Genomic DNA, 23,839 nt, shown 5'->3' with positions numbered 1-23,839 from the left:
TGCATGATAGAGCTCCTTACATTTAAATTACGTATCCTAGGTACAAAGGATAGACGTTCGTGGAGCCATAAAAGTTTGAAAAGGAACCAGGAAATATATGAATATAAAAAAATGAAATTTTTTACAAACTTTTAAGGCTTTTGGCGCGTCTATATAGTAGAATGATTATCGAGGTGGAGTGCATCATGAGGAAATTAAATTATAAAAAAGTCTTTATTTTTCTATTTTGTCTAACAGCAGCTGTGGGAACATTGGGGTTAGCCATCAAAAGCCTTGCTTTTGATAAGAAAAGAACCGTTTCGGCCTATACAACCGATAAAAATTACCCAGAAGCTGATATACAAACGTATGTGAAAGATAATACGGAAGGCGGATATTCAGCCAGCAGACCCGTTCTGCATTTAGAAAATATCGACAAGCAGCTAGAAGCCTACATAAAGAAAGAAATTAAAAATTATGAAAAGAAATGGAAAGCATCCGACGGAAAAGCTTCCGAGCTTAACCTCACCTATACGATCCTCCATTTCAGCAAACAGACCATTACGATTTCCTTCGATAAATATGAGCAAGTGCAAGGAAAGAAGCAGTCTGGCTCCCAGATCTTCTCTTATGATATTCCATCTCAGCAAAAGCTCTCTATAGAAGACATCTTTGCCACGGATACTGATTATTTATCCGTTTTATCCGATATTGTTTTTGAAGAGTTGACGGAGAAGGAAGAAGAAGGCATTTCAAACAGTCTCATTCAAAAGGAAAACAAACTGAAGGCAGCCAACTTCAATTCTTTTTCAGTCTTGAAAAATACGCTTGTATTCTACGTTAAGACGAATGATTCAACTAAGACCCATACAATCGCCATCAAGAAGGAACTTTTTAAAGATAGTTTGCTAGATTCATATCAAAGTCAAGATTTGAATGAGGATCGTGTAAGGGAATGGCAGCCAAAACATATCGTCGCCAAACTGCCCGTGCAAAATGAATGGATCGACCCTACAAAAAAGGTCATTGCCCTGACATTCGATGACGGGCCACATCCAAGCCATACCATGTCCATTCTTAAAGACCTGAACAAGTATGATGGACACGCGACGTTTTTCGTGCTTGGAAGCCGCGTTCAGCACTATCCGGAAGTTCTGCAAGAAATGCTGCAGCAAGGGAATGAGATCGGCAACCATTCATGGGACCATCCGCAGCTGACGCGCTTAAGCAAGAATAAAATCAAAAATCAAATACAAAAAACCCAAGACGCTGTAGAAAAAGCTACAGGTGCTGAGCCAAATCTCGTCCGTCCCCCATACGGAGCGATTAACGATAATGTGCGTGAATACATGGAGGATATGAAAGTCACACTTTGGGATGTCGATCCCGAAGATTGGAAAGAACGCAATGAAAAGAAAATCGTAAATAAAGTGATGAGCAAAGCCAAAGATGGCAGGATCATATTAATGCATGATATCTATAAAACTAGCGCACAGGCTGCAGGAAAAATCATCAAACAACTGCATGACCAAGGTTATCAACTGGTGACCATTTCGGAATTGGAAAAGGTGAAAAAAGACCGTGAACTTTCCGGAATCACCCTAAATGAATAATGAAAAGGAAAGGGCCTGTTTCGTGATTCGGAACAGGCCCTTTCCTTTTAAATAAAATAAGCAGACCTTTTCATATAGCAAAGATCTGCTCGTTTTTTCATTCACCAAGATCTACGTTGTGATAAACTTGTTGAACATCTTCCAAATCTTCCAATGCATCAATCATTTTTTCGAATTGTGCTTGTGCATCTTCTGGAAGGGTCAGGTCATTTTGTGCAAGCATCGTCAGCTCTGCCACTGTAAAATCGCTGATTCCTGCATCCTTGAACGCTTGTTGTACAGCATGGAATTGTTCAGGTTCGGCATAAACGATAACACTTTCTTCTTCTTCAATGATGTCACGTACATCAACATCCGCTTCCATTAACAGTTCAAGAACATCATCAGCCGTTTTACCTTCAATCCCGATGACAGCCGTTGCATCGAACATATAAGCAACAGATCCGCTGACACCCATATTCCCGCCATTTTTCCCAAATGCGGCACGTACATCGGATGCCGTCCGGTTCACGTTGTTTGTCAATGCATCCACGATGACCATTGAACCATTTGGACCGAATCCTTCATAACGAAGTTCGTCATAGTTTTCTTCAGAACCGCCTTTGGCTTTTTCAATCGCACGGTCAATGATCGCTCTTGGAACATTGTACGTTTTCGCACGCTCAAGTACGACCCTTAATGCCTGATTGGACTCTGGGTCTGGTTCACCTTGTTTTGCCACTACATATATTTCACGTCCGAACTTAGCATAAATCCGACTAGTATTAGCATCTTTTGACGCTTTTTTTTCTTTAATATTATTCCATTTACGACCCATTATATTCCACTCACTTTCATCCATGATATATACGAATAGATTATTTTGATACTTCCCTATGAGAAAACCCACCAAGGGAATTCCTTTGAAGATAGGCTATACGTTTACTAGATTATATTATACATCAATTGTATAATTTTGAAAAAGTCCTGACATCCCACACTGGCATTTAACAATCATTGGCGCAGATTTTTATGAAATACTATGGAAAAGATCAGTAGTGGTATAGTATGAAGTGATCGGAAGGAGAGATGATCCATGAAGGACAACCAAATCATCATCGGGATACCCGGTAAATGGCGGGACCGGACAGAATTGATTCAAACGGTCGCTTCACAAAGCGAAGGGTATCTGTTGGCCGGGAATGTTTTTCATAACAAGGATAAGAACATAACTTTTCAGGCGGAGATCCATGATTATGAACCCACTTTAAAAGAAAGCTTTTCTTACGCAAGTAAAGATGCCTTTTCAGAGAGTGCATTAGAGGAAATCAATGACCATACCTTTACCGTTTATATAATAGCCGATGTATCCGATACCGGAAATATTATCGATTTGATCGATGCCGGGGCAGCGATCCTAAGGGCAGGCGGAATGGCAGTGAAAATAGAAACGGCAGGAATTGCCCATTCAAAGGAAGATTGGCAGCATCTTCATCATGGCCCGGATATTCTCTCTGTATACGCCCATTTTGTCACGATCATCGGAGAGGAAGATTATTATTGTTCATTCGGGATGAAAGCTTTCGGTCTTCCAGATGCCGTGACACTTAACACCATGAGTCCTAAAGAGGCGGCTGCTCTGCTTAACACATTTAATTATTACCATTTAGGTGAACGGCCTATCTTTAAGAATGGCGAAACCTTTAGCATTCAACAAGATGCACCCGACTTTATATTGACTGGCCTTCAGGACTTTAGATATGAAGAGGACCATCCCTTCTACAACCCGTTTGGATTATGGAATTTAGGGACAAGTAAATAGAGGGCGATTCTCCCCCAGACTGCAGGCAATTCGGATAGATCGAGTTTGCCTGCAGTTTTTTATTTTAACAACGTTCCAGTTGATTGCAACGGAACGTATGGGACTCCTGGGGAAAAGCGCGTAAAGAGAGACTCCACAGGTGCAAAGAGCGCTGAGGGCGGATCGCCCGCGGAAAGCGAGTGCCCGAAGTGGAAATCAACGTTCAATACCATAAGTCTTAATCTTGGTTCGGGATTAGACCATTCCGCCAAACTAAGAGGATCGATTCGCTCCTCCTTTTTTATTTTTTCAACCGAGTTTTTCACGCTTTTCTTCTTCATGTTCTTTCTTCACGAGGGACATGCCGCTCGCTTGGTATTTGAGGATCTTTTGAATGACCGTGCCAAGATGCGCCCCTGCTTCAACCGGGGGGATCCCGCCTTTATGGATGTTGGAAATGACCATCCTCTCTGCTTCAATGGTACCCAAACGTGGTTTATAGCAAATATAAGCGCTCAATGATTCAGCACTGACTAGACCAGGCCGTTCACCGATCAACAGGACGATGACCTTAGGCCCAAGAATTTCACCGATATCATCCATTACGGCAACCCGGCCCTTTTCAATATAAAAAGGTGTACCTGTATCCAAACCTGCCACAACCAAAGATTGTTTGAAAGATAAATAGACGTCCTCCACATTTTCTTCGATCGCCTTGGCACTTAAGCCATCGGAAATGATGATTTGAACCGTTGGTGCCTTTATGCATTTGTCTTCTATCACCCGCTTCGCTTCATCCGAAAGCTTCCTTCCATAATCCGGACGCCGTAGATAGACTTCCTTATCATCCGCCTTCGTTTTCACCTTGAATAAATCCAAGCGTTTCAAAAGAATATCGCTGACTTCACCATATACAGCATCGACGGCCGCCGCATGGTCAAAACGGAATTTCAGCCAAGAATCCGTTTTCGGCCGGGTCCCTGACCTGCCTACCCCTATCCGCGCAGGGGTTTTGGCTATCAAAACATCCAAATCTTCCTTATTATTCATTCCCATATCCTCCACTCCTAATGGTTAAATATAGTTGGATCACCGGCACGCTTCGTTAATTTTCCATTCTCCATAATTCCCATCTTTTCCAGCCAAGCTTCATATAGAGGGGCAGGACGTTTATCCATCGTTTGCCTCAAAGTCGCTATGTCGTGGTAACTCAAAGACTGATAGTTTAACATGCAGTCATCCCCCATCGGAGTTGCAATGATGAAATTCACGCCAGCCGCCGTTAAAAGTACACCCAAGTCCTCAATATCATTTTGATCCGCCTTCATATGATTCGTATAGCAAATATCCACCCCCATCGGCAGTCCATGCATTTTTCCCATGAAATGATCTTCTAATCCGGCGCGGATGACCTGCTTGCTGTTATATAGATATTCAGGTCCGATGAATCCGACGACCGTATTGACAATGTACGGATCAAAATAGCGGGCAAATCCATAGTTCCTGGCCTCAAGCGTCACCTGATCGATTCCGAAATGCGCTTCAGCCGATAACTCGGAGCCTTGCCCCGTTTCAAAATAAAGATGCTGCGGGCCTGTGCCGGTCCCATGGGCCTTCGCGACCTCATTAGCTTCTTCGAGCAATTGTACGTTAATTCCAAAAGAGCGATTGGCCGTTTCCGTTCCGGCGATGCTTTGAAAAATCATATCGGCAGGCGCCCCCTGCTGTACGGCCTTAATTTGCGTGGTCACATGCGCAAGCACACAATTTTGGGTCGGGATGTTCCACTTCTGGATGACATCCTGTGTCGCATGAAGCAGCCGCTTTACGCTTTCGACCGAATCATCGACAGGGTTGATTCCAATGAGTGCATCCCCGACTCCATAGGAGAGGCCTTCTTTTAAAGAAGCCAGCATGCCATCCACATTATCGGTCGGGTGGTTAGGCTGAAGGCGCGAAGCAAGCGTTCCTTTGTATCCGATCGTGCTATTATTCTTGGTGAGCACTTCGATTTTATTGGCTGCATGGATAAGGTCGAGGTTCGACATTAACTTGGCTGCCGCAGCAATCATTTCACTATTCAATCCCCTGCTTAATCGTTTTAAATCTTCGCCGGTCGTTTCGTCACTCAAAATATATTCACGCAGCTCGGCAACGCTCCAATTCTTCACAGATTGATAGATGGTTCCATTGATGAGAGCATCTATGATCCGCGACACCTCATCCTCTTCCGGGGAGAGCAGGGGATAGTTCCTGATGTCCGCCAAAGTCAATTCGCTAAGAACCGCTTTCGCCGCAATCCGTTCTTGGACCGAATCTGCTGCGATTCCCGCAAGCCTATCCCCTGATTTCTCTTCATTCGCTTTGGCCATGACTTCTTTCAACGATTTGAATTGATGGATTTCCCCAAAGTATTGAGTGGATAATTTCATCGTATAGTCCTCCTTTTCCTAACTGTGAAAGGTGAGCGTTTTTACTACAACCGGAACTACCCCTGTCCGCAGCAGCCTTCCTATATCTAAATAATCACCATGTTCCACTTCTGTCTGATCAATGCAGATGACCGGCAGATCCGGTTGGTTCGCTAGAATGGTTTGACCAAGTACCTTCCCATAATCACTATCCATGACAATGATCAGAGGCTGCTGCCGATTCGATTTTTGCTTCAGTGCCTCGGTAAAAGCGACTGCGAGCTGGTGGATGTCCCGAAATGATTGGTAAGGTAAATTCGTTAAATAAAACGCAAAATTCTGGCCCTCATGCTGGGGATCATATATCGTGATCGCATCCTGGACAGCTTGTGCCATTCTCGCGGTTACATCATCAGGCACACCATGAAAATCGACCCGATAGACTGGGATATTACGAACTGGCAGATGAGAATCATTCACCTCGATGGTAGCTCCACTGATTTCAGTTGTATGTGCTCCTGCTCCAAGGACAGTCGCCCGAACCGTTTCAACGGGCTGTTCCCACTCCCATTCAGCCAATTCTTCATTTCCCTTGATAGCGGCGGCGAGCATCATGCCGATATCCCGGAAGCTTTTGTCCTCCCGTTCTTCATGATAGATGCAATCACTGACACCTCCTGAGAACATCAACACATCTATTCGTCCTGTCCAAGATGGCTCCTTCCCCACTAAAAGCAGTTCGTCTTCTTTTGTGAATGAACCAGCCAAAAACCTCGAAAGCACCTTCGCCATCTCGTTTGCGATGATTGCTCCATCACCAGCCAAAGGAGCGAACCCCTTTGATTTCAGCCACTCCTCTATCGAAGGAGCAACCTTCACCTTCACTCCTTCCCACTCCACCAATCGGCCTCCTATATGCAGTGTGCACGTTCCACGAAGCATGCCGGAACGGTAAATGGCAATATTCGCCGTTCCTCCGCCAATGTCTATGTTCGCTACAGTCTTTCTTGTCTTAATGGAATGTTGGTAGGCGCCGGAACCCTTGGCGGCAATGATTCCCTCCAAATCCGGACCGGCTGCCGCTACAAGGAATTCCCCCGCCGCATTAGATAACCGGTACACCATTTCTTCCGCATTTTGTTTGGTTGCCGTTTCCCCTGTGATGATGACAGCTCCTGTTTGGATGTTTTCGATCATGATCCCGGCTTGATGATATTCACTTTCCACCATTCTTTGAACAGCCGGTATATCAATTACCGTCTCGGATAAAAGCGGGGTCCTGAAAATGGGACTTCGATACAGAATTTCCTTATCGGTAATTTCGATTTTGGGCACCTGTCCGACACCCGCCACATTCCTAAGCGAAAGCTCGCTGATAACAAGCTTCGTCGTACTGGTGCCAATATCAATTCCTGCACTGATGATCCGTTCCACCTGTTCATTCATTAAAATCACACCCCAGTTTTACACCACTTGGATTTCATTGCTGTTTTCTTCCTCGTTTTTCGTTTTATATTCATTTACGCCGATAACTCCTGCTGCACGATCCCTTTCCTCTAATTCCAAAGCTTTCGGAACGGACAGCCAGTAAGCAAGACCGATTCCAACCGCTCCGGCAGATAGCTTACCGACTATGATCGGTAATATTAAGGAGGGCTGAAAGTTGGCTGTGAATGATAAATGATCGCCTAATAGGAAGGCCGCACACACAGCGAAGGAAATGTTTATGACCTTATCCTTCGGCGGCATATCTTTAACAAGCTTGAACATTGCTAATATATTGGCAACCGTGGCTAATATGCCAGCACTCCCCGCTTTGCTCAATCCGATTTTGCCGCCCATTGCTTCAAGCGGTTTGCCTGCATATTTTTGAATCAGGTAAATCATTGGAAATGCACCTGCCAGCATTATCCCGATATACCCCGCCGTTTCCAGGGCACGGAACTGGTCTGCCTTATCGGCCATGATTGGATGGAACCCCCAAGCACCAAATACATTGGAAAACAGTCCGGTGAAAATTTCCACGATCGAAAACACGAGTACAAGTTTAATTGCGGCATCCAATATCTTTCCAAACCACATGAAACCTTTGATCATCAAATCCGGCAGGAAATAAAGCCCTAATGCGAGCAATACCACAAAAATAAGAAGCGGGGAAAGATTCAGGGCAATCTCCAAATAGCTCATCGCGAATTCGTATGTAGAATCCGCATTCGTGGAAATTACTTCACGGATTTTCGAATTCGTTGCCACCACCAGCACGCTTGAGATAAAAGCGCCAATCGGAATCGTCAGAATTCCTGACATGACACCAAGTGCCATGTATTTATGATCACGCTTCTCCAGCATCGCAAGCCCCATTGGAATCGAGAATACAATCGTTGCCCCAGACATAAATCCGACAATCATCGCCATGATCCAGCCTTCATATGATTCCTGCAGCTCGGCCGCTAATTGGTACCCCCCCATATCCGTTGCTAAAATCGTCGTTGCGGCGAGGGCCGGATCTGCACCGATCGCAGCGAAAGCCGGGCCGCATACTGTATCGATGAACCATGATAGATAAGGAATAGAGGCCATAATTCCAGCTGCCGGGATAAATATATGGCCCACCGTATGCAAACCTTCCATGAACTGTTTGCCCAAGCCTTGCTCACTGTCTTTAATCGATGCAATAGCACCGACAACGGCACACACCATAATGATATAAATTACGAATTTCCCTACCATCTCCATACATATTCCCCCTGAATTCCGATTTGATTTGGACTATCGACTCTAAAAAAAGGGTATAAAAAAGACGCCTCTTATAGCCCAAACTTAGTTTTTTCGGCAGAAATGCCTACCTACAACCAATTGGGTCCATCAAAGCGCCATTGCTTCATCTATTTACTTGTTTTTGATCATTGGCAATGATTCGGCGTGCCACCGCCTCCATGGAAAGCTGCTTATCCATACTTAGCCTTCTCAGCTTATTGTAAGCGATCTCTTCTGTTACATTCTTCCTTTTCATGATGATTCCTTTTGCCTTTTCAATGACTTTACGATTTGTGAGCGTTTCATCCAATTGAGCATTTCGTTCCTGATACTTCTTTGTATTGGCTGCTTGCAGTAAAGCTATCTCCACCGCCGGAATCAAATTCGCTTCTGTAATTGGCTTTACAAGATATCCGACGATATTCGCATGCTTCGCTTCGTCGATATAGTCACGCTGGCTGAATGCAGTTAAAAGCAGGACCGGGATCTGAAAGGTATTGGATATCACATCGCTAGCCTTAAGTCCATTCATTTTAGGCATTTTTATATCCATCAAAACAAGATCAGGCTGTAGTGCATGGGCCAATTCAATCGCCTTCTCGCCGTCACGGGCATGTCCAACCACATCGAAACCTGCATCCTTGAGCATAATCGTTATATCAAGCAGAACAATCGATTCATCCTCCACGACCAAAATCCTCTTGACCAATTCTCCCACCTACCTCTTGTATGGAAATCTTACAGAAGCCAGGGTACCTTCTTTAACCCGATGAATCGAAAATTCCCCTTCCAAATCATTTTCCACCGTCATGCGGATGATATCCAGCCCCAAAGAAGGTTTCGAAGCCTGAGAATATCCGATGCCATCATCTCTTACTTGAATGTTCAATTCAGGCCCCTCCTTTTGAAAGCATACGGTAATCTTCCCTTCCATCCCTTCCTTGAAAGCATGCTTCACACAATTTTGAATGAGCTCATTCACCACCAGCGCGACAGAAATGCCAATGCCGGAATCAATGGAATGAAGCTCATCACCACTATATTCAATGCTTATGCTATGACGGGCATGATCCCCCGTATAAACAATCATATCGCCAATTTTCCTAATAAGCTCCAGCAGATCCACATGGTCAACCTGACTGCTTGCCAAAATGATTTCATAAACCGAGGATATGCTTAACACCCGATTCAAGCTGACCAATAAATGGGGCTTGCTTTCTTCTGGGGCTCCTATCCTCATTTGCAGCCGAAGCAAACTGGCAACCGTCTGCAAATTATTCTTCACCCTATGATGAATTTCACGAATGGCAACGGACTTGCTAATCAGCTCTCTCTCTTTATCCCGCAGTTCAGTCAGATCCCGGATAATGATGAACGTTTCATTGGAATTCTTGTTGCCCAAATGGAATTTCTTTATTTGGAAAATCTTTTTACCCATGTTCATTTCCATCATTAAAATTTCCTCTTTTGAAGCAAGAACATCGGCAAAGCCAGGAAAGTAATCTAAAATGGGTTCACCTAAGACACAGTCCGTCAAACATATTTCCGATACTAAATTAATGGCAGCAGGATTCGTATAAACAAGTCGGTTCTGGTCATTAATCAGGAAGATGGATTCCTCGATAAATTCAGGAACTAAGGAATGTTGTTGATCTTGCCCCTCAAACTGTTTAGTTTTTTCAGGTTCTTCATGAATCACCTTTTCCATGATCAAAACAGCTATGACCCGATTGCATTCCCCCTTGATTGGAACGACACTTTGCTGGACCATTGCCCCCTCTTGAGTTAATGCCCGATTCACGAACATGTCCTTTCCGGTGCGAAATACATAAAATACTGCGGGTTCAAAAGCCTCATAGGCATATTTTCCGACAACCGGATGATCATAAACCGATTTCACGGACTGTCCGCATGCCTCTGCCACGACAATGGCATGCTTCCCTTCACGCACCGGACAATCAATAAACACATTTGCTTTATTCAAATTGGCTATCAACGTTAAATTCGTTGATAGGTTTTCAAGAATTAGAATATCCTTGTCCAGTAAGTGTGTATGCATCTCACATAATTCTCGGACAGTCATTGTCCGTTCCATAGGCAAAACCCCAATAAACGTTTTGGATATTATTATTGATTATTATAGATACCACTCCTATTTTTGTCAATATTCAAAATATTCTAATGTGATGTATCCTTACATTAAGTAGCGGCATTTAAATCGCACTTAAAAAAATTATCCCTGCATTAGCCCTTTTATCTAATGTACCTATCAGGTTCATCGAACTATTTTTCCATCTATTCACATTTTCGAATTATCCATATCATCTAATTTGACCCATTGTTTTTAGTGAATATGAACAATGACAATTCATTATCAATAATTTATTATGTAATAAATAGATACATACAATGTTATTAAACATAACACATAAAAAGGCAGGCTAATAAACTAAAGATAATGGAGGAAAAATAATGGCATTAGAAAATGGTTCGAAAAAAATTGTCAGTATCGATGAACTGACTACATTCAAAAAAAAGAAGTATAATATGCCACATATTTATGTCATATTATTCGTATTTATCTTCCTTGCAGCAATCGCAACTTATTTCGTTCCTGCTGGTGTATACGAGCGAATTCCAGGTCCTGAGGATCGATTGACGATCGATCCAGATTCCTACCGACTCGTTGAACAAAAACCTATTACTCCAGTAGACTTCATGACAGCTATACCAAAAGGCTTGGTAGCTGCAGGCGAGATCGTTTTTTTCACATTCATCATCGGAGGAATATTTTCAGTACTGCGGAAAACGGGACTTATTGAAATAGGGGTGGATAGATTAGCCAGGCGATTTTCGACAAAAAGCATGATGTTAATCCCTATCCTTACAGTGGCATTCGCCATTATTTGCAGTTTGATTGGAACACAGGAATTAAGTTTAGTGTATGTACCTGTCATTCTTCCCCTGATGATTGCCTTAGGATTTGATTCTATGGTTGCAGTCTCTGTAGCTTTAGTCGCAACTACTGCCGGATTCATGACAGGCTTTCTTAACCCCATTAACACTGGGTTAGGTCAAAAAATCGCAGGTCTTCCCCTATATTCCGGTATCGAGCTAAGGATTATCGCTTTTATCATTTTTGTTTCTGCAGGGACAGCTTACATTATGCGGTATGCCAACAAGGTTAAAAATAATCCAAAGAGTAGTTTTGTATTTGATGAGGATCAAGCCAAACGGACGCTTTACTTAAATAAGCCAGGGTCTGAAATATATAAGGTGAATAAAAAACAGAAAATTGCATTAATTTTAATGGTAGGCTTCTTGTTTCTGCTCGTATATGGCGTTTTAGCAAAAGGTTGGTTTATGTTGGAAATGGCAGGGCTCTTCATTTTCATGGGAATCGTTGTCGGTTTAGTTGCCGGTTTAAACTTATCGGAGATTTGCGAAGGATTTAATGACGGGTTTCGAGAAGTTTTGGTCGGTGCCATGATTGTGGGTGTCGCAAGAGCTGTTGCTGTTGTTATGGAGGATGGTCAAGTGATGGACACGATCGTTCATAGTCTCGGTAATCTTGTCGGCGACTTCCCCGGTGTATTTAGCGCCCTTGGCATGTTCATTGTACAAATGTTATGCAGCCTCTTAATCCCCTCCGGCAGCGGACAGGCTTTAGTTACCATGCCCATCATGGCCCCATTGGCCGATATCATCGGCGTTACAAGACAAACAGCCGTGTTAGCTTATCAGCTGGCAGATGGAATCGGCAATATATTATATCCAACATCTGGCTATTTCATGGCCACCCTTGCCTTAGCAGGAGTCGCCTGGCAAAAGTGGATTCGCTTTTACCTGCCCTTGTTTTTTATCTGGTTCTTCATATCTGGCACTTTCTTGATCATTGCTCAAACAATTCACTGGAATGGTTAAGTTCAAATTAAAGATTTCACAAAATACTAAAGCAACGTTGGATTATTACGTTGCTTTAGTTGAATGACAAGCAATTAAATGAATCCGCCATTTACCCTAATCGTCTGACCCGTAACCCATTGTGCTTGTTCACTCACTAAAAACGATATCACATTGGCAATGTCTTCGGTTTCACCTAAACGTCCGAATGCATTCATTTTTTTCATTCCTTCGATTTGCTGCTCCGATTTCCCTACATTGAACAGCTCCGTGTTAACCGGTCCTGGAGCAATTGCATTAATCGTAATCCCTTTTGGGCCAAACTCTTTGGACAGATGTCTTGTGAATTGTTCAACTGCCCCCTTTGTTCCTGCATACATGCTATATGAAGGAAACATCTGGCCAATTACAGAGGTTGAAATATTGACGATCCTCCCTTCGGCCTCCATATATTTCAAGGCTTGTTGGCAAGCGAAGAATGTCCCCTTCACGTTCACTGCAAATTGTTTATCAAAGTCTTCTTCCGTCGCTTCGGAAAGTGGTTTATTTATCATCAGCCCCGCATTATTCACTAAAATATCCATTTTCCCAAACGTTCTGACCGTTTCTTCAAAGAGATTTTCAATATGGGAAATCTGGCTGATATCGGCATGGATAGCGACGGCTTCCCCGCCCTTTTCCGTAATTCCTTGCACAGCTTCATCTGCTTTCTGTACACTGCCTGAATAGTTGATTACCACTTTTGCTCCCAAATCTGCAAGCTGTTCTGCTATAGCGCGACCGATCCCTCTTGAAGAACCTGTGACCAAAGCAACTTTTCCATCCAATCGACTTTCCATTCATTTCCCTTCTTTCTTCTCTGGTTTCCATTTTATAAAAAGGATTTTCAGTCCATATATTACCACCTTTCCTTTTTACTGAGGTAGTCATAGCCCTTGTATATTCATGAATTTCACCACTTTTGGTTATAGTAAAGAAGAAAATATCGGAGGAGGTACATTCCATGAAAAATTCAAAGGAATTCGTTGAAAGCATTCAAGAGCAGCAGAAAAAGGAAGAAGGTAATAAGCAACGTCAAGGCAATGGGAATCCCGGTCAGAAATTACCGAATAAAAAACATTAATGAAGCCCATCTACAAAAGATTCCAGCCTTATAATTAGGCTGGGATTATTCTCAATCCGATGCGCTCTTTTTCTTGTTCATCACTTCGATTTCTTTTGAAAATTTGTCTTCTATCTCTTTTTTATTTCCATATAAAAAAAGGTTATCCCCTAATTTGATTTTATACTCGCATAACTCTTTCCTGATCTTCACTTCTCCACTTTCAATAAATAAAATATTGATGTCGGATCCATGTGATATGACATCAAACGCTTTGACATCTACGAATTCGGAGCCCTCATAAATATCGATCTCCATGACCACGTCATCATCATCTAAAAATAGGACCTCCTCTATCGGGTGTTCCCATAATTCATAATGATTGTACATTTCACTTTTCATCTTATTCGATAATCTATTATTCAGGAATGGAGCTTTCACTAATACGGCTAGAACCACCAGTATTCCTATAATGATGCTTAACTCCATCAAGCGTAGATCATCTGTAAGCAATGTACTAATCGATGAAATGATGACAGCAAGTGAGAAAGCACCAAATAAAATTAAGAACATGCTTATTTTCCTTCGAACAGGATGATCAATAATGGATTTAGACTCGTCAGTTGTAAAACCAGTACCCGTCAGCATGGATATCACCTGAAATCTTGCCACTGTGCTTTTTAATCCAGTCAATTTCATTAAGGTAACCGATATTTCAATAACAAGAACAATGATGATAAAATAAAGCAACATAAAAAGTAAATTCATCAAAATGATCACTTCCTCATCAATGGTTTACCCCAATCCCGCCAAAAGAAATCACATTGGTTGTTCTTTTCAAGTTTTTCAACTCTATATTCGCTTACTTGAAATGACTGCCATGACAAACAAAAAAAGAGGCTGGGACATAACTAAATAAACCATCCTCAAAGACGAATCATTCTAAGTTATTCTACTCATTAAATATCATGCTGCTTTCGTATATGTTGTTTTTATTCATCCATTCAAGCTATAAGAACAAGTTCGTTCCATTGCGCTACAGACGCTCGCTTTCCGCGGGGAGGAAGCGGGGCCTCCTCGGCAAGCCTGCGGGGTCTCAAGCTTCCTCTATTTCCCTTAGTAGTCGATGGTCTTCCGCTCCATTACACTAGATTTTTAAAAACAGGATGCAAAAAGCAACAAAATCTATGGAAAAGAACAAAGAAAGACCCGATCTATTCGCCGGAAATTCCGCTTATAGATCGGGTTTATCTTGGACTAAAATACTTATGTCCCAGCCTCTTTTACCATTCTAATCAGGATGCATTTCCCGTCCAAATCCAGTTTACAGTCAGGCCAAGGTATGACAAGTGCGGGAACTCGATTTCTCAAATGGTCTTCAGCAAAAGTTTTTTTAACAGCGGTGTAAATTGCTCTGGCAATTCTGCTATACTCGGAATCATTAGACGTTCTTTACCATAGATGTTTTTCATCGTCATTTCTTCACTTTCATCGATGCCCCCATCCGCTAAAAACAGGCCGATGACTTCTATGCCTTTTTTCCTCGCTTCCGAAACAGCAAGATGTGTATCTACAATGCCATTTTGATCATAATCGCTTGCTGCCGGCTCACCATCGGAAAATACGAGCAAGAATCGGTTCTTTTCCCGTCTTTTTTCCAATTCCATTGTGGCAACCCTGATGCTGTATCCGTCCCGGTTGTCTTCCTCCGGTTCAAGCTGCATGATTTTAGCTCCCGAGTTTAGATATAGAGAATCGGAATGGGACTGGATCACATGGAAGTAGTTCGGCTGATATCCTTCTCTCACTTCATTTGCATCTTCCCAAAATCCGACGATCGAGTGGGGGATCCTTAATTTTTTCAGTACTTCATGAAACAGGACGACCCCTCGTTTCGTTTCATCCATTTTGTTATGCATGGAAGCCGAGCAATCGATAAGCAATGTGAATACGGCATCCATTTCATTTGATTCCTGGTTCTTTTTATAAAAGACCCTTGGATTCTCCTCAAATACAAGCGGCAGTAATTTCTTCGATAAACGTCCAAAAGCCAAATCTTTTCTTGGTGCGTTCTTTTTATTTTCCAGAGTCTTTTCAATTGTACTGGAGAGTTTTCTCTTGAACGGTTCGATATCCGCAACAAACTCACGGTAGCGTTTCTCTTCCATAAGTGTTGGTATTTTTGCTTCTTTGATCACCTGAACCACGTCTTTATTTTCTTCACCAAATGGATGTTCACCACTTTGGCCCATATTGGTTTGTTTCTTCTCCAACGTTTCTTGCTGATTGTATTCCTTTTGTTGACTTTCCCCTGATGAACCTTGGATCGAAGCCAGCGCTTGGTCGGTATCTTCCGCTTCACGCGCACCTCCGCCCATCATACTTGTTTTCGTTCCCTGCTCCAATTCAAATTGAAGAAAAGTCGAATTACTCTCGCCGTTCTTATTCTCCCGGTGCCAAGTCGAGAATTTTTCATCAATGAACTCACTTTTCTCTTCATCCATATCTTCTGTCTCATCGTTCAGCAATTCATCATTTCTAGTCAGTTCATCAAATAAGGTATTTGCCTTATACTTCTCCACATTTGCAATGGGAAAGATGAAATATTCATTCATCGTATCCTCGTATCGATCGTTCACACGAAAAACGATTTGCTCACAAATCCTCGTGATGTCACTGGTTTTAGCGGCTTCAAAAACAGAATGGATGAACGGTTTCAGTTTCTCCAGTTCTTCCAGCTGCCTTACATTGGCCCTTGGAAAAATCGGATCCGGCCTGTCAGATTGAAGCAGTAAATATACGAGGCAGTATAATTCATCCAGTGCAAAACTTCTTGTGACATTCGTCGCCAATTGGCTTTCGAAATATTGCTTAAGGTAAGCCCCCCTTACCGAAAACCATTTTTTCGTGCCTGGCCTTTCTTTCTTCACCAATTCTTCCAATCTCAAATCTTCCAGTAAAGTGAATAATTGGGCCGCAAACTTCGGAAGCGCACTTTCCCCGATGATATCCTGGTACTCCTTCATGCTCTGGATTGCCGAATGATGCAGCGTACCTATCGTCCTAAGGAGCACGTCCGTTTTCAACCCCGCTTCCTTCACTTCCTTATTTCCATTTTCCCAAAAATGGCTGGCTGTGACCTTATTCTCGATCAGATCAATGAAGGAGCCATAATTGTATTCGAATTCCAGCTCAGGAATGCCGGATAAAACAGTCGAGAGATCCTGAAGCTGTAGAAAAAGGGCCGTATCTATTATTGAATCATTGAACCGGATATACTTCATGAGGCATTCTCCTAGTTAGAATAATGTGTCAGCCAAGTTCTTCACAAACTCACGCTCCCGTTCCTCGTCCAACTTATCCACAATGGAACGAAGAATCGCCCTTTTCGGCGGGATCAACACACTTAGATCGCAAGCATCAAGCAAAGCCCTGATCGATGCCGCATCTTCAGCTACCTTCCCTTGATTCACGGCATTTATCAAATCACCCGACAGTTTAACGAATAATTCTATACTTCTTGGGTCCTTCAACTTTGTATTGGTTTCTATTAATTGCTTCAACTGCTCCCCTTCGATATAAGGAACTTCAATTACGACAAACCTATTTTTCAGCGCTTCATTCAGCGGCACTGTACCGATATACCCTTCGTTGATTGCAGCAATCACATTAAAGCCTTCTTTTGCCGTTATGACTTCATTCGTGAACGGATTCGTTATCGTCCTTCTGTAATCAAGCACACCATTGATAAGCGGCAAAGTTTCCGGCTTTGCCATGTTGATTTCATCTATATATAGGAAGTGTCCGTGATTCATCGAATTGGTCACTGGTCCAGGTACGAATTCTATCACTTGTTTTTCCTCTTTGTAAGCCAACGTCTTGAAGCCCAATAAGCTTTCGGCATCCAAGTCTACTGAGCAGTTGACACTGAACATCGGCTGGTTGAATACATTTGATAATGTCTCGGCAAACTTTGTCTTTCCTGCCCCTGTCGGCCCCTTCAATAGGATATTCTTCCCCATGCTTAAGGCTGTGATGGCATCTACCATCAACTCCATCTCGGGAGGCAGATATCCGCCGCTCCTGATCAATTCCTCAAATTGATCAGGATTCTTTTTGCTAACTTGTAATATATTTGCGATTTCTATTGGTAATCGATTGATCATTGTGTTCCTACACCCCTTTCTGAACATTTTAAGGCTCTTTCCCATTAAAAACAAACACTAAGAAAAGGAGCTGCCATCAGGCAGCTCCCAGACTGCATGCAAATTCGAAGAAAAACGTGTTTGCCTGCAGTTTCTTTAATTAAAAAATGTTCTCGTTGTTTTCAGAATTCCGCTCCCTTTTCCGCCGGCCGTTTGGCAAACATTCGGCCGGAGTGCCGCAAATTTCTTCAATCCAATATGGGATATAAAATAATATAAAAAAAAGTGTAACCTAGTCTTAATCAAGGTTCGAGATGAAACCGGGCTACAGTTTTTCTTTAAAAAACAATCCGTTTGATTGGAACGAGGGTACGGGACTCCTGCGGAAAAAGCGCGTCCAAGGGAAGAGCCCACAAGCTCAAAGGGCACCGCGGAAAGCCAATGCCTTGGAGTGGAAATCAACGTTATTCGAAGGTCATTCCGATGCCCCTTAATAAGCTTCCTTAGGATCGCCTTTCAATAGGTATATCATATACCCCAATACACCGCCGATGATGGCAGGAATCACCCATCCTACCCCTACACTATATAGTGGTAGATATTGAGTGAAAAGATCCGATACAGCGTCCACTTTAATGCCAGATGCCACGATTCCATCCATAACGCTGATGATGGCCGTTAATAATAAGCTTCCTAAATACACCTCTGATTTCCCTTTGAAAAGGGAATGGAAGAACGTAAGAACAATCAAAACGATCGCCACTGGATAAAGCGCCGTTAACACAGGCACTGTAATGGAAATGAGCTTGGTCAATCCTACATTGGCAACAGCAGCACTAAAAACAGAGAAAATGACGACGTATGATTTATACGATACAGAAGGCAGTATTTTATTAAAATACGTAGCACAAGCCGTTATCAAACCGATGCTTGTCGTTAAGCATGCAGCGATCACAATCAACCCTAACAGCACGGCCCCAGCCGGTCCAAAAAAATGATTCGAGGCTTGAGCCAAAACGTCTCCGCCATTACCCAGTTGACCCAGTTTCTCCACACTTGTTGCCCCGACATAAGTCAAAGCCGTATAAACGATCACCAACAAAGTGGCAGCTATTAAGCCGGCTTTCATACAGAAGCCTAACACTTCTTTTCTTGATGTTATCCCCTTATCTTTAATCGCGTTGATGACAATGATCCCAAATGCAAATCCGGCCAGCGTATCCATAGTCAAATACCCTTCTTTAAATCCCTTGAAGAAAGAATTATCTGAATAATCAGCCGCTGGTGACTGGATTTCTCCCATTGGGTTAATAATTGCAACCACAATCAGGATGCCGATGAAAATCAATAATAACGGTGTTAATATTTTCCCGACGATATCCAGCATTTTTGATGGGTTGATTGATAATAAACAGGCAATTCCAAAGTATATGATCGTGAATATCAGCAAAGGTAAAAAACCGGCATCATTGGACAGGAAAGGTTTAATCCCTATTTCGTAGGATACACTCCCCGTTCTTGGAAGCGCGAAAAGCGGTCCCAAAGATAAATAAAGAACGACCGTGAAAATGATGCCGAATAACGGGTGTGCTCTGCTTGCAAGCGATTGAACATCATTTTTTCCTGAAAAACCAAATGCCAATATTGTTAAGAACGGCAATCCAACACCAGTAATGATGAATCCTAAACTGGCCGACCATAAATTGGTCCCGGCGGATTGACCGAGCATGGCAGGGAAAATTAAGTTTCCTGCGCCAAAAAATAAAGCAAAAAGCATTAATCCTGTTACAATGACAAAAGAAAGTGGTGCTTTCTGTGACATATAGAGCCCTCCATTGTTTTGATTATCTTGACGAAGAAAAGGATTGTCCATCAATTCCCGGTGAAAAAGTGACATGGACTTCAAACTATTCTACCTATCTGTTAAAATGCACCTTCATGAAACTATGAATCATCCATAATACTCCTTACTATAAAATCCGGCGTAACGTTTGTCAAAGCTATTTCATTCATTATTCGGAAAAATCTTTCTTTTCTTACTTCTTTTTAAGAAAATGGGATAAGTATTTAGGTTCAACAGAAAAGTTGAGTAAAAAGTACTGCAATTTATTTTGCAGGAAAATTATTTTAGTATTTCTCCAAACTATTTATAAACAAAAAATAGGAGGTAAATATGAAAACTGAAAAAGAAAAGATGGTGGGCGGGGAACCTTACATCGCCGCTGATCCGGAATTAATAAAAGATAGGGAAAATGCCAGAAAGTTGACCCGGTTATACAATCAGACAACGGAAAATGAAGGGGACGAACGAACTGCACTGCTGAAACAGCTTCTAGGTTCCACAGGGCTAAATGTATATATTGAACCCACTTTCCGATGCGACTATGGATACAACATTTCTGTCGGGGAAAACTTTTATGCTAATTTCGATTGCATCATTTTGGATGTTTGTGAAGTCAAAATTGGCAGGGACTGCATGTTGGCTCCCGGAGTGCATATCTATACAGCCACACATCCGTTGGATCCCTTTGAACGCAGTTCTGGAGTGGAATACGGAAAACCGGTTACGATAGGGGATCATGTATGGATTGGCGGAGGGGCCATCATCAATCCTGGCGTAACGATAGGGAATTTTTCTGTCGTCGCTTCAGGGGCAGTCGTGACAAAGGATGTTCCTGAAGGGGTTGTTGTCGGCGGAAACCCGGCGAAGGTCATTAAGCATATTGAAGGAATTAAATAAGGCAGAGCTCACTCCCCCTGAGTGGCTCTGCCTCCTTTTTTGTTAAATTTCCCTTAACGCTTCCGCGATTACAGTATCACCAGAGATTAAATCAAATGAACGCTCGTAGGTATTTTCTTCAGTTAAGGAAGCAAGAATAGTCCGGGCCACATCTTCACGGGCAATCGAACCTCTTTCCAATTCTTCAGCGGCGGTCACTTTGCCCGTTCCCGGTTCATTCACCAGCCCTCCAGGCCGAATGATGGTATAATTTAAATCGCTATGTAACAATGCCCTATCCGCATAGTGTTTAGCCACATAATATGGTTTGATGGCTTCATTCCAGTTTTCGCGATTATTGGCCTGAAATGCACTCACCATGATGAATCGGTTGATTCCCAAATTTTCTGCCGCTTCAATCGTTTTAACAGCACCATCCAGATCTATCAACAGCGTTTGATCAGCACCGGTGCTTCCCCCCGATCCTGCTGTAAACACGATGGCATCACAGCCTTTTGCCGCATTCGCAATCTCACCCACTGATCCAGTTAAACTGACGACCGCTGATTCAATTCCATTTTTCTCCAAACACTTACTCTGTTCTTCTTTACGAACCATAGCCCGTACACTATGATCCGGGCTATCTTTTAATAAATCCACAAGATGTTTACCGATCTGCCCATTTGCCCCAACTACGAATACTTTCATAAAGGTCAGCTCCCATAATGGTTAGTTTGGTTTCCAATTAAATTATTTCATGGACTCAGGACATTATCAAACAATCAGCACGCCGATTCATCATTATCATTGGAAAAAGTTTGGCAACCACACTTATATATTTTATAATAAGAAAAACACGTGTTCTTTAGAAACACAAAGGGGAGGTGTAAAGATGGCAATAAGAATGTTAATGCCACCTTCTGCAGCGTCTCATGCAAAGCCCATTATTGGAGGCGATACTTTGCATGGGGTTGAATTAAGCTAAACTTAATCGCCCGCCTTATCATTTCTAATATTCGGCTTTGCACCTTATTTCATTCTTAATAAAGAATAAGGGGCTGGCAGAAATGAAATATGTAAAAGCGACGGCCGTTTTGCCTGAAAAGCTGATCGTTGAAATTCAAAAGTATGTGCAAGGTGAAACCATATATATCCCTAAACCTGAAAAGGCCCATCACAAATGGGGAACCCGTTCGGGATCAAGGGAATTGATCGATGACCGGAATGCCTCTATAAAATATGCATTCAAGGACGGGCATACCATCCATCAATTAGCCGAGGAATATTTCCTCTCCGCTGAAACCATCAAGAAAATCGTTTATTCTAAATAGATTTGCATGGCTAGCACTGATATTGATATCAGTGCTATTCGTATGCCGAGTATGTTTCTTAGTCGTTTTCCCCCTTTTAAAGCAGGTGCGATTTCTGTAAGGTAAATAGAAACGGTAACATGTGACAAATATCGTGCAACAGAAACAGGAGTGAAGAAAATGGAACCTTTTATCAGGAGCGAGCAGTATAACTTCATTAAATCCCAAACACAGATTCTCATAAATGGACACGCGACTGCCAACGATATGGATGTGATCAGCACCCTGAAAACAGTCGCCAAAGAACGAGTATTCAGCTTATTCAGTGACTTGAGCGAAGAGCAAAAACAATTGCTGGATCCGGTAGATACCATTAAAGATCCCGCACAAGCCGAAGCCCTTCTCTTACAGGTAAAGCCATTTGTGATTCCATTTAAAGAAGTAACCGAAAAAACGATAAAAAAATTGTTTCCTAAAGCCAAGAAATTAAAAACCCCTTTGTTGGAAAACATCGATTTGAGAGAGATTTCATACTTGGGATGGGATGATGTCGGATCCGGAAAGAAATTCATCATTGCATCTCATCATAATAAACTCACCGGATTGCATGGAACCATTAAACCTTCAAACAAAAAAGGGATCTGTGCCATATGCAGCCGCTTTGAAGAAACAGGGATGTTCATGTCTGAAACAAAAGGAACCGTCCAAGGGACATTCATTAAAAAAGGGAATTATATTTGTCTGGACAGTATGAAATGCAACCAGAACATAACCACTTTGGATAAAATGACCGACCTGATCGAGAGGCTGAAATAATTGGGAAAAGCAATCCTTCAATGGCGAAGGGTTGCTTTTTATGCTTGTTCATATATCTCCTGAGCATGTAACTGACCTGTTGTGAATGCCATCAAAGAACATGCTTAAGATCCCGGCAGTTGAGATATATCCCTTCTCCCGTTAAAAACAATTCCCATTTTGTCCTGCTTAAAGAATTCAAGTATAATTGAAGGGCTACATGAAAGAAGGAATGATATATTGAAAAGCAAAATGCATCAGTTGTTCAAAGACCAAAAGAGCGTTCATGTGCTATATTCCTATAATGAAATGGAAAATTACATTAAACAAGTGTTGAATTTTATCCAAGACGGCATCGCGGCAGGAGATTATATCATTCTTATTGAAAATGACCGTATTTACCCCATTATTCATAAAGAACTGAGCACTCGGTTAACGAAAGATCAAATGGAGTTCATTCACTTTGTGAACAACTTCGATTTCTATTGCTCAAGCGGCAGTTATCATCCACCTGCAATCGAAGAATACTTTAATAAAACGGTACAATCCTATGTGGATAATAAAATCCCTTTCCGATCATGGGCACATGTGGAATGGGCAACCATGGAAGAACCCCTGCATATCATAGAGGATTTTGAGAGAACGGTAGATGAAGCCGTAAATCTGCTGTCATTTCCATTAATTTGTGCTTACAAAGGTGAGAGGATGCCAGACTACCTCAAAACCATATTGTTGGAAACGCATCCTTACGTTTTAATAGACGATGATATCATCATCTCGGAACAATACTTGCCATCTAGTTTGAAATAAGGAACAACACGCTTAGTCATTCACCTAAGCATGCTGTTTCCCGTTGCATTATTGAATGATCACCATGAATCCCTCGTGTATTTATACGGCAATAATTCACCGATTTTCACCTTGACCGTTTCCCCATTAACAGGCAGTATGACAAAACAGTCTTTTGCATAATCCGAGATTAATTCACGGCACATCCCACAGGGGCTAACCACTTTTAAAGCTCTGTCTTCATCAACGAAATAGGGATGCTTAACCGCCACGATTGTATCAAATCCCTTTTCGCGGTCCGATATCGCCTTCCCAATCGCAACGGCTTCCGCACATACGGTAATCCGGCCAATATATGCTTCGATATGTACAGCAGCAACGATTTTTCCTGACTTCGTTTTTAATGCAGCGCCAACATGATGCCTATTTTCCTCGTAAAGCTCCCTAATTTTTGCATTTGCGGCTTCTATTAAATCAAGATCCGACTCATTCAAGGGATAAGTTTTGATGATGGCTCCTCCTTCTCTTCTAACATC

Annotated in this window: 21 protein-coding genes and 1 pseudogene; 8 read left to right on the top strand and 14 right to left on the bottom strand. The window is 42.3% G+C overall.

Annotated elements, in window-relative coordinates:
- Nucleotides 1-185: 185 nt before the first annotated feature.
- Nucleotides 186-1,592, top strand: a complete 1,407-nt coding sequence (locus IOC57_RS18415; RefSeq protein ID WP_207440045.1) for a polysaccharide deacetylase family protein — start codon at nt 186-188, stop codon at nt 1,590-1,592.
- 97 nt (nt 1,593-1,689) lie between these two features.
- Here the strand turns inward: IOC57_RS18415 and IOC57_RS18410 are convergent, their stop codons facing one another.
- Nucleotides 1,690-2,409 (bottom strand): YebC/PmpR family DNA-binding transcriptional regulator, encoded by a 720-nt coding sequence (locus IOC57_RS18410; RefSeq protein WP_053536610.1) that lies wholly within the window; start codon nt 2,407-2,409, stop codon nt 1,690-1,692.
- Between the two features lie 258 nt (nt 2,410-2,667).
- Here IOC57_RS18410 and IOC57_RS18405 point away from each other — a divergent pair, with 258 nt between their 5' ends.
- Entirely contained in the window at nt 2,668-3,393 is a 726-nt protein-coding gene (locus tag IOC57_RS18405) for a DUF4261 domain-containing protein (protein ID WP_207440044.1), read from the top strand.
- Between the two features lie 288 nt (nt 3,394-3,681).
- Here the strand turns inward: IOC57_RS18405 and eutC are convergent.
- The 6 genes and pseudogenes from eutC to IOC57_RS18375 form a co-directional block, all read right to left on the bottom strand.
- Nucleotides 3,682-4,413 (bottom strand): annotated as a pseudogene (eutC, locus tag IOC57_RS18400) (ethanolamine ammonia-lyase subunit EutC); the annotation flags it as partial.
- A 26-nt stretch (nt 4,414-4,439) separates the two neighbouring features.
- Complete coding sequence (locus IOC57_RS18395) at nt 4,440-5,804, bottom strand: ethanolamine ammonia-lyase subunit EutB (protein ID WP_207440042.1); 1,365 nt, start codon at nt 5,802-5,804, stop codon at nt 4,440-4,442.
- Nucleotides 5,805-5,822: 18 nt separating this feature from the next.
- Complete coding sequence (locus IOC57_RS18390; protein WP_207440041.1) at nt 5,823-7,229, bottom strand: ethanolamine ammonia-lyase reactivating factor EutA; 1,407 nt, start codon at nt 7,227-7,229, stop codon at nt 5,823-5,825.
- An 18-nt stretch (nt 7,230-7,247) separates the two neighbouring features.
- A complete protein-coding gene (gene eutH, locus IOC57_RS18385) occupies nt 7,248-8,519 on the bottom strand; it encodes an ethanolamine utilization protein EutH (RefSeq protein WP_207440040.1) in 1,272 nt (423 codons plus the stop codon).
- 145 nt (nt 8,520-8,664) lie between these two features.
- On the bottom strand, nt 8,665-9,249 hold the full coding sequence (locus IOC57_RS18380) for an ANTAR domain-containing response regulator (RefSeq protein ID WP_207440039.1): 585 nt from the start codon (nt 9,247-9,249) through the stop codon (nt 8,665-8,667).
- 9 nt (nt 9,250-9,258) lie between these two features.
- Nucleotides 9,259-10,635, bottom strand: coding sequence for a sensor histidine kinase (locus IOC57_RS18375; RefSeq protein ID WP_207440038.1), 1,377 nt, complete (start codon nt 10,633-10,635; stop codon nt 9,259-9,261).
- 377 nt (nt 10,636-11,012) lie between these two features.
- On the opposite strand from IOC57_RS18375, the gene IOC57_RS18370 reads away from it, so the two are divergent.
- On the top strand, nt 11,013-12,464 hold the full coding sequence (locus IOC57_RS18370; protein WP_286184999.1) for a YfcC family protein: 1,452 nt from the start codon (nt 11,013-11,015) through the stop codon (nt 12,462-12,464).
- Nucleotides 12,465-12,538: 74 nt separating this feature from the next.
- Here the strand turns inward: IOC57_RS18370 and IOC57_RS18365 are convergent, their stop codons facing one another.
- Nucleotides 12,539-13,282, bottom strand: a complete 744-nt coding sequence (locus IOC57_RS18365) for an SDR family oxidoreductase (protein WP_207440037.1) — start codon at nt 13,280-13,282, stop codon at nt 12,539-12,541.
- A gap of 164 nt (nt 13,283-13,446) precedes the next feature.
- Here IOC57_RS18365 and IOC57_RS18360 point away from each other — a divergent pair, with 164 nt between their 5' ends.
- Entirely contained in the window at nt 13,447-13,566 is a 120-nt protein-coding gene (locus IOC57_RS18360) for a DUF4023 domain-containing protein (protein WP_207440036.1), read from the top strand.
- 51 nt (nt 13,567-13,617) lie between these two features.
- Here IOC57_RS18360 and IOC57_RS18355 read toward each other — a convergent pair whose 3' ends face one another.
- From IOC57_RS18355 to brnQ, 4 genes are all read right to left on the bottom strand, one after another.
- The gene (locus tag IOC57_RS18355; protein WP_207440057.1) at nt 13,618-14,313 is read right to left on the bottom strand and encodes a hypothetical protein; all 696 of its coding nucleotides are present in this window, start codon (nt 14,311-14,313) and stop codon (nt 13,618-13,620) included.
- 599 nt (nt 14,314-14,912) lie between these two features.
- Entirely contained in the window at nt 14,913-16,829 is a 1,917-nt protein-coding gene (locus tag IOC57_RS18350) for a vWA domain-containing protein (protein WP_207440035.1), read from the bottom strand.
- Nucleotides 16,830-16,844: 15 nt separating this feature from the next.
- Complete coding sequence (locus IOC57_RS18345; RefSeq protein WP_207440034.1) at nt 16,845-17,711, bottom strand: ATP-binding protein; 867 nt, start codon at nt 17,709-17,711, stop codon at nt 16,845-16,847.
- 469 nt (nt 17,712-18,180) lie between these two features.
- Nucleotides 18,181-19,512 carry a branched-chain amino acid transport system II carrier protein gene (brnQ, locus tag IOC57_RS18340; RefSeq protein WP_207440033.1) on the bottom strand — a complete coding sequence of 444 codons (1,332 nt, stop codon included), beginning with the start codon at nt 19,510-19,512 and terminating at the stop codon, nt 18,181-18,183.
- Between the two features lie 351 nt (nt 19,513-19,863).
- Here brnQ and IOC57_RS18335 point away from each other — a divergent pair, with 351 nt between their 5' ends.
- The gene (locus tag IOC57_RS18335; RefSeq protein ID WP_207440032.1) at nt 19,864-20,430 is read left to right on the top strand and encodes a sugar O-acetyltransferase; all 567 of its coding nucleotides are present in this window, start codon (nt 19,864-19,866) and stop codon (nt 20,428-20,430) included.
- A gap of 42 nt (nt 20,431-20,472) precedes the next feature.
- On the opposite strand, the gene IOC57_RS18330 is transcribed toward IOC57_RS18335, so the two are convergent.
- Entirely contained in the window at nt 20,473-21,117 is a 645-nt protein-coding gene (locus IOC57_RS18330) for an SDR family oxidoreductase (RefSeq protein WP_207440031.1), read from the bottom strand.
- A gap of 359 nt (nt 21,118-21,476) precedes the next feature.
- Here IOC57_RS18330 and IOC57_RS18325 point away from each other — a divergent pair, with 359 nt between their 5' ends.
- From IOC57_RS18325 to IOC57_RS18315, 3 genes are all read left to right on the top strand, one after another.
- On the top strand, nt 21,477-21,740 hold the full coding sequence (locus IOC57_RS18325) for a CD3324 family protein (protein ID WP_076370080.1): 264 nt from the start codon (nt 21,477-21,479) through the stop codon (nt 21,738-21,740).
- Between the two features lie 159 nt (nt 21,741-21,899).
- Nucleotides 21,900-22,535 (top strand): FusB/FusC family EF-G-binding protein, encoded by a 636-nt coding sequence (locus IOC57_RS18320; protein ID WP_207440030.1) that lies wholly within the window; start codon nt 21,900-21,902, stop codon nt 22,533-22,535.
- A 219-nt stretch (nt 22,536-22,754) separates the two neighbouring features.
- Nucleotides 22,755-23,324, top strand: coding sequence for an MEDS domain-containing protein (locus tag IOC57_RS18315; RefSeq protein WP_207440029.1), 570 nt, complete (start codon nt 22,755-22,757; stop codon nt 23,322-23,324).
- A 59-nt stretch (nt 23,325-23,383) separates the two neighbouring features.
- Here the strand turns inward: IOC57_RS18315 and IOC57_RS18310 are convergent, their stop codons facing one another.
- Nucleotides 23,384-23,815 (bottom strand): cytidine deaminase, encoded by a 432-nt coding sequence (locus IOC57_RS18310; protein ID WP_207440056.1) that lies wholly within the window; start codon nt 23,813-23,815, stop codon nt 23,384-23,386.
- Between the last annotated feature and the right edge of the window lie 24 nt (nt 23,816-23,839).

Source organism: Bacillus sp. SD075, from assembly GCF_017355165.1.
Lineage (GTDB): Bacteria > Bacillota > Bacilli > Bacillales > DSM-1321 > Peribacillus.
Note: the sequence above shows the minus strand (reverse complement) of the source record. Positions and strands in the feature narration are given on the sequence as shown.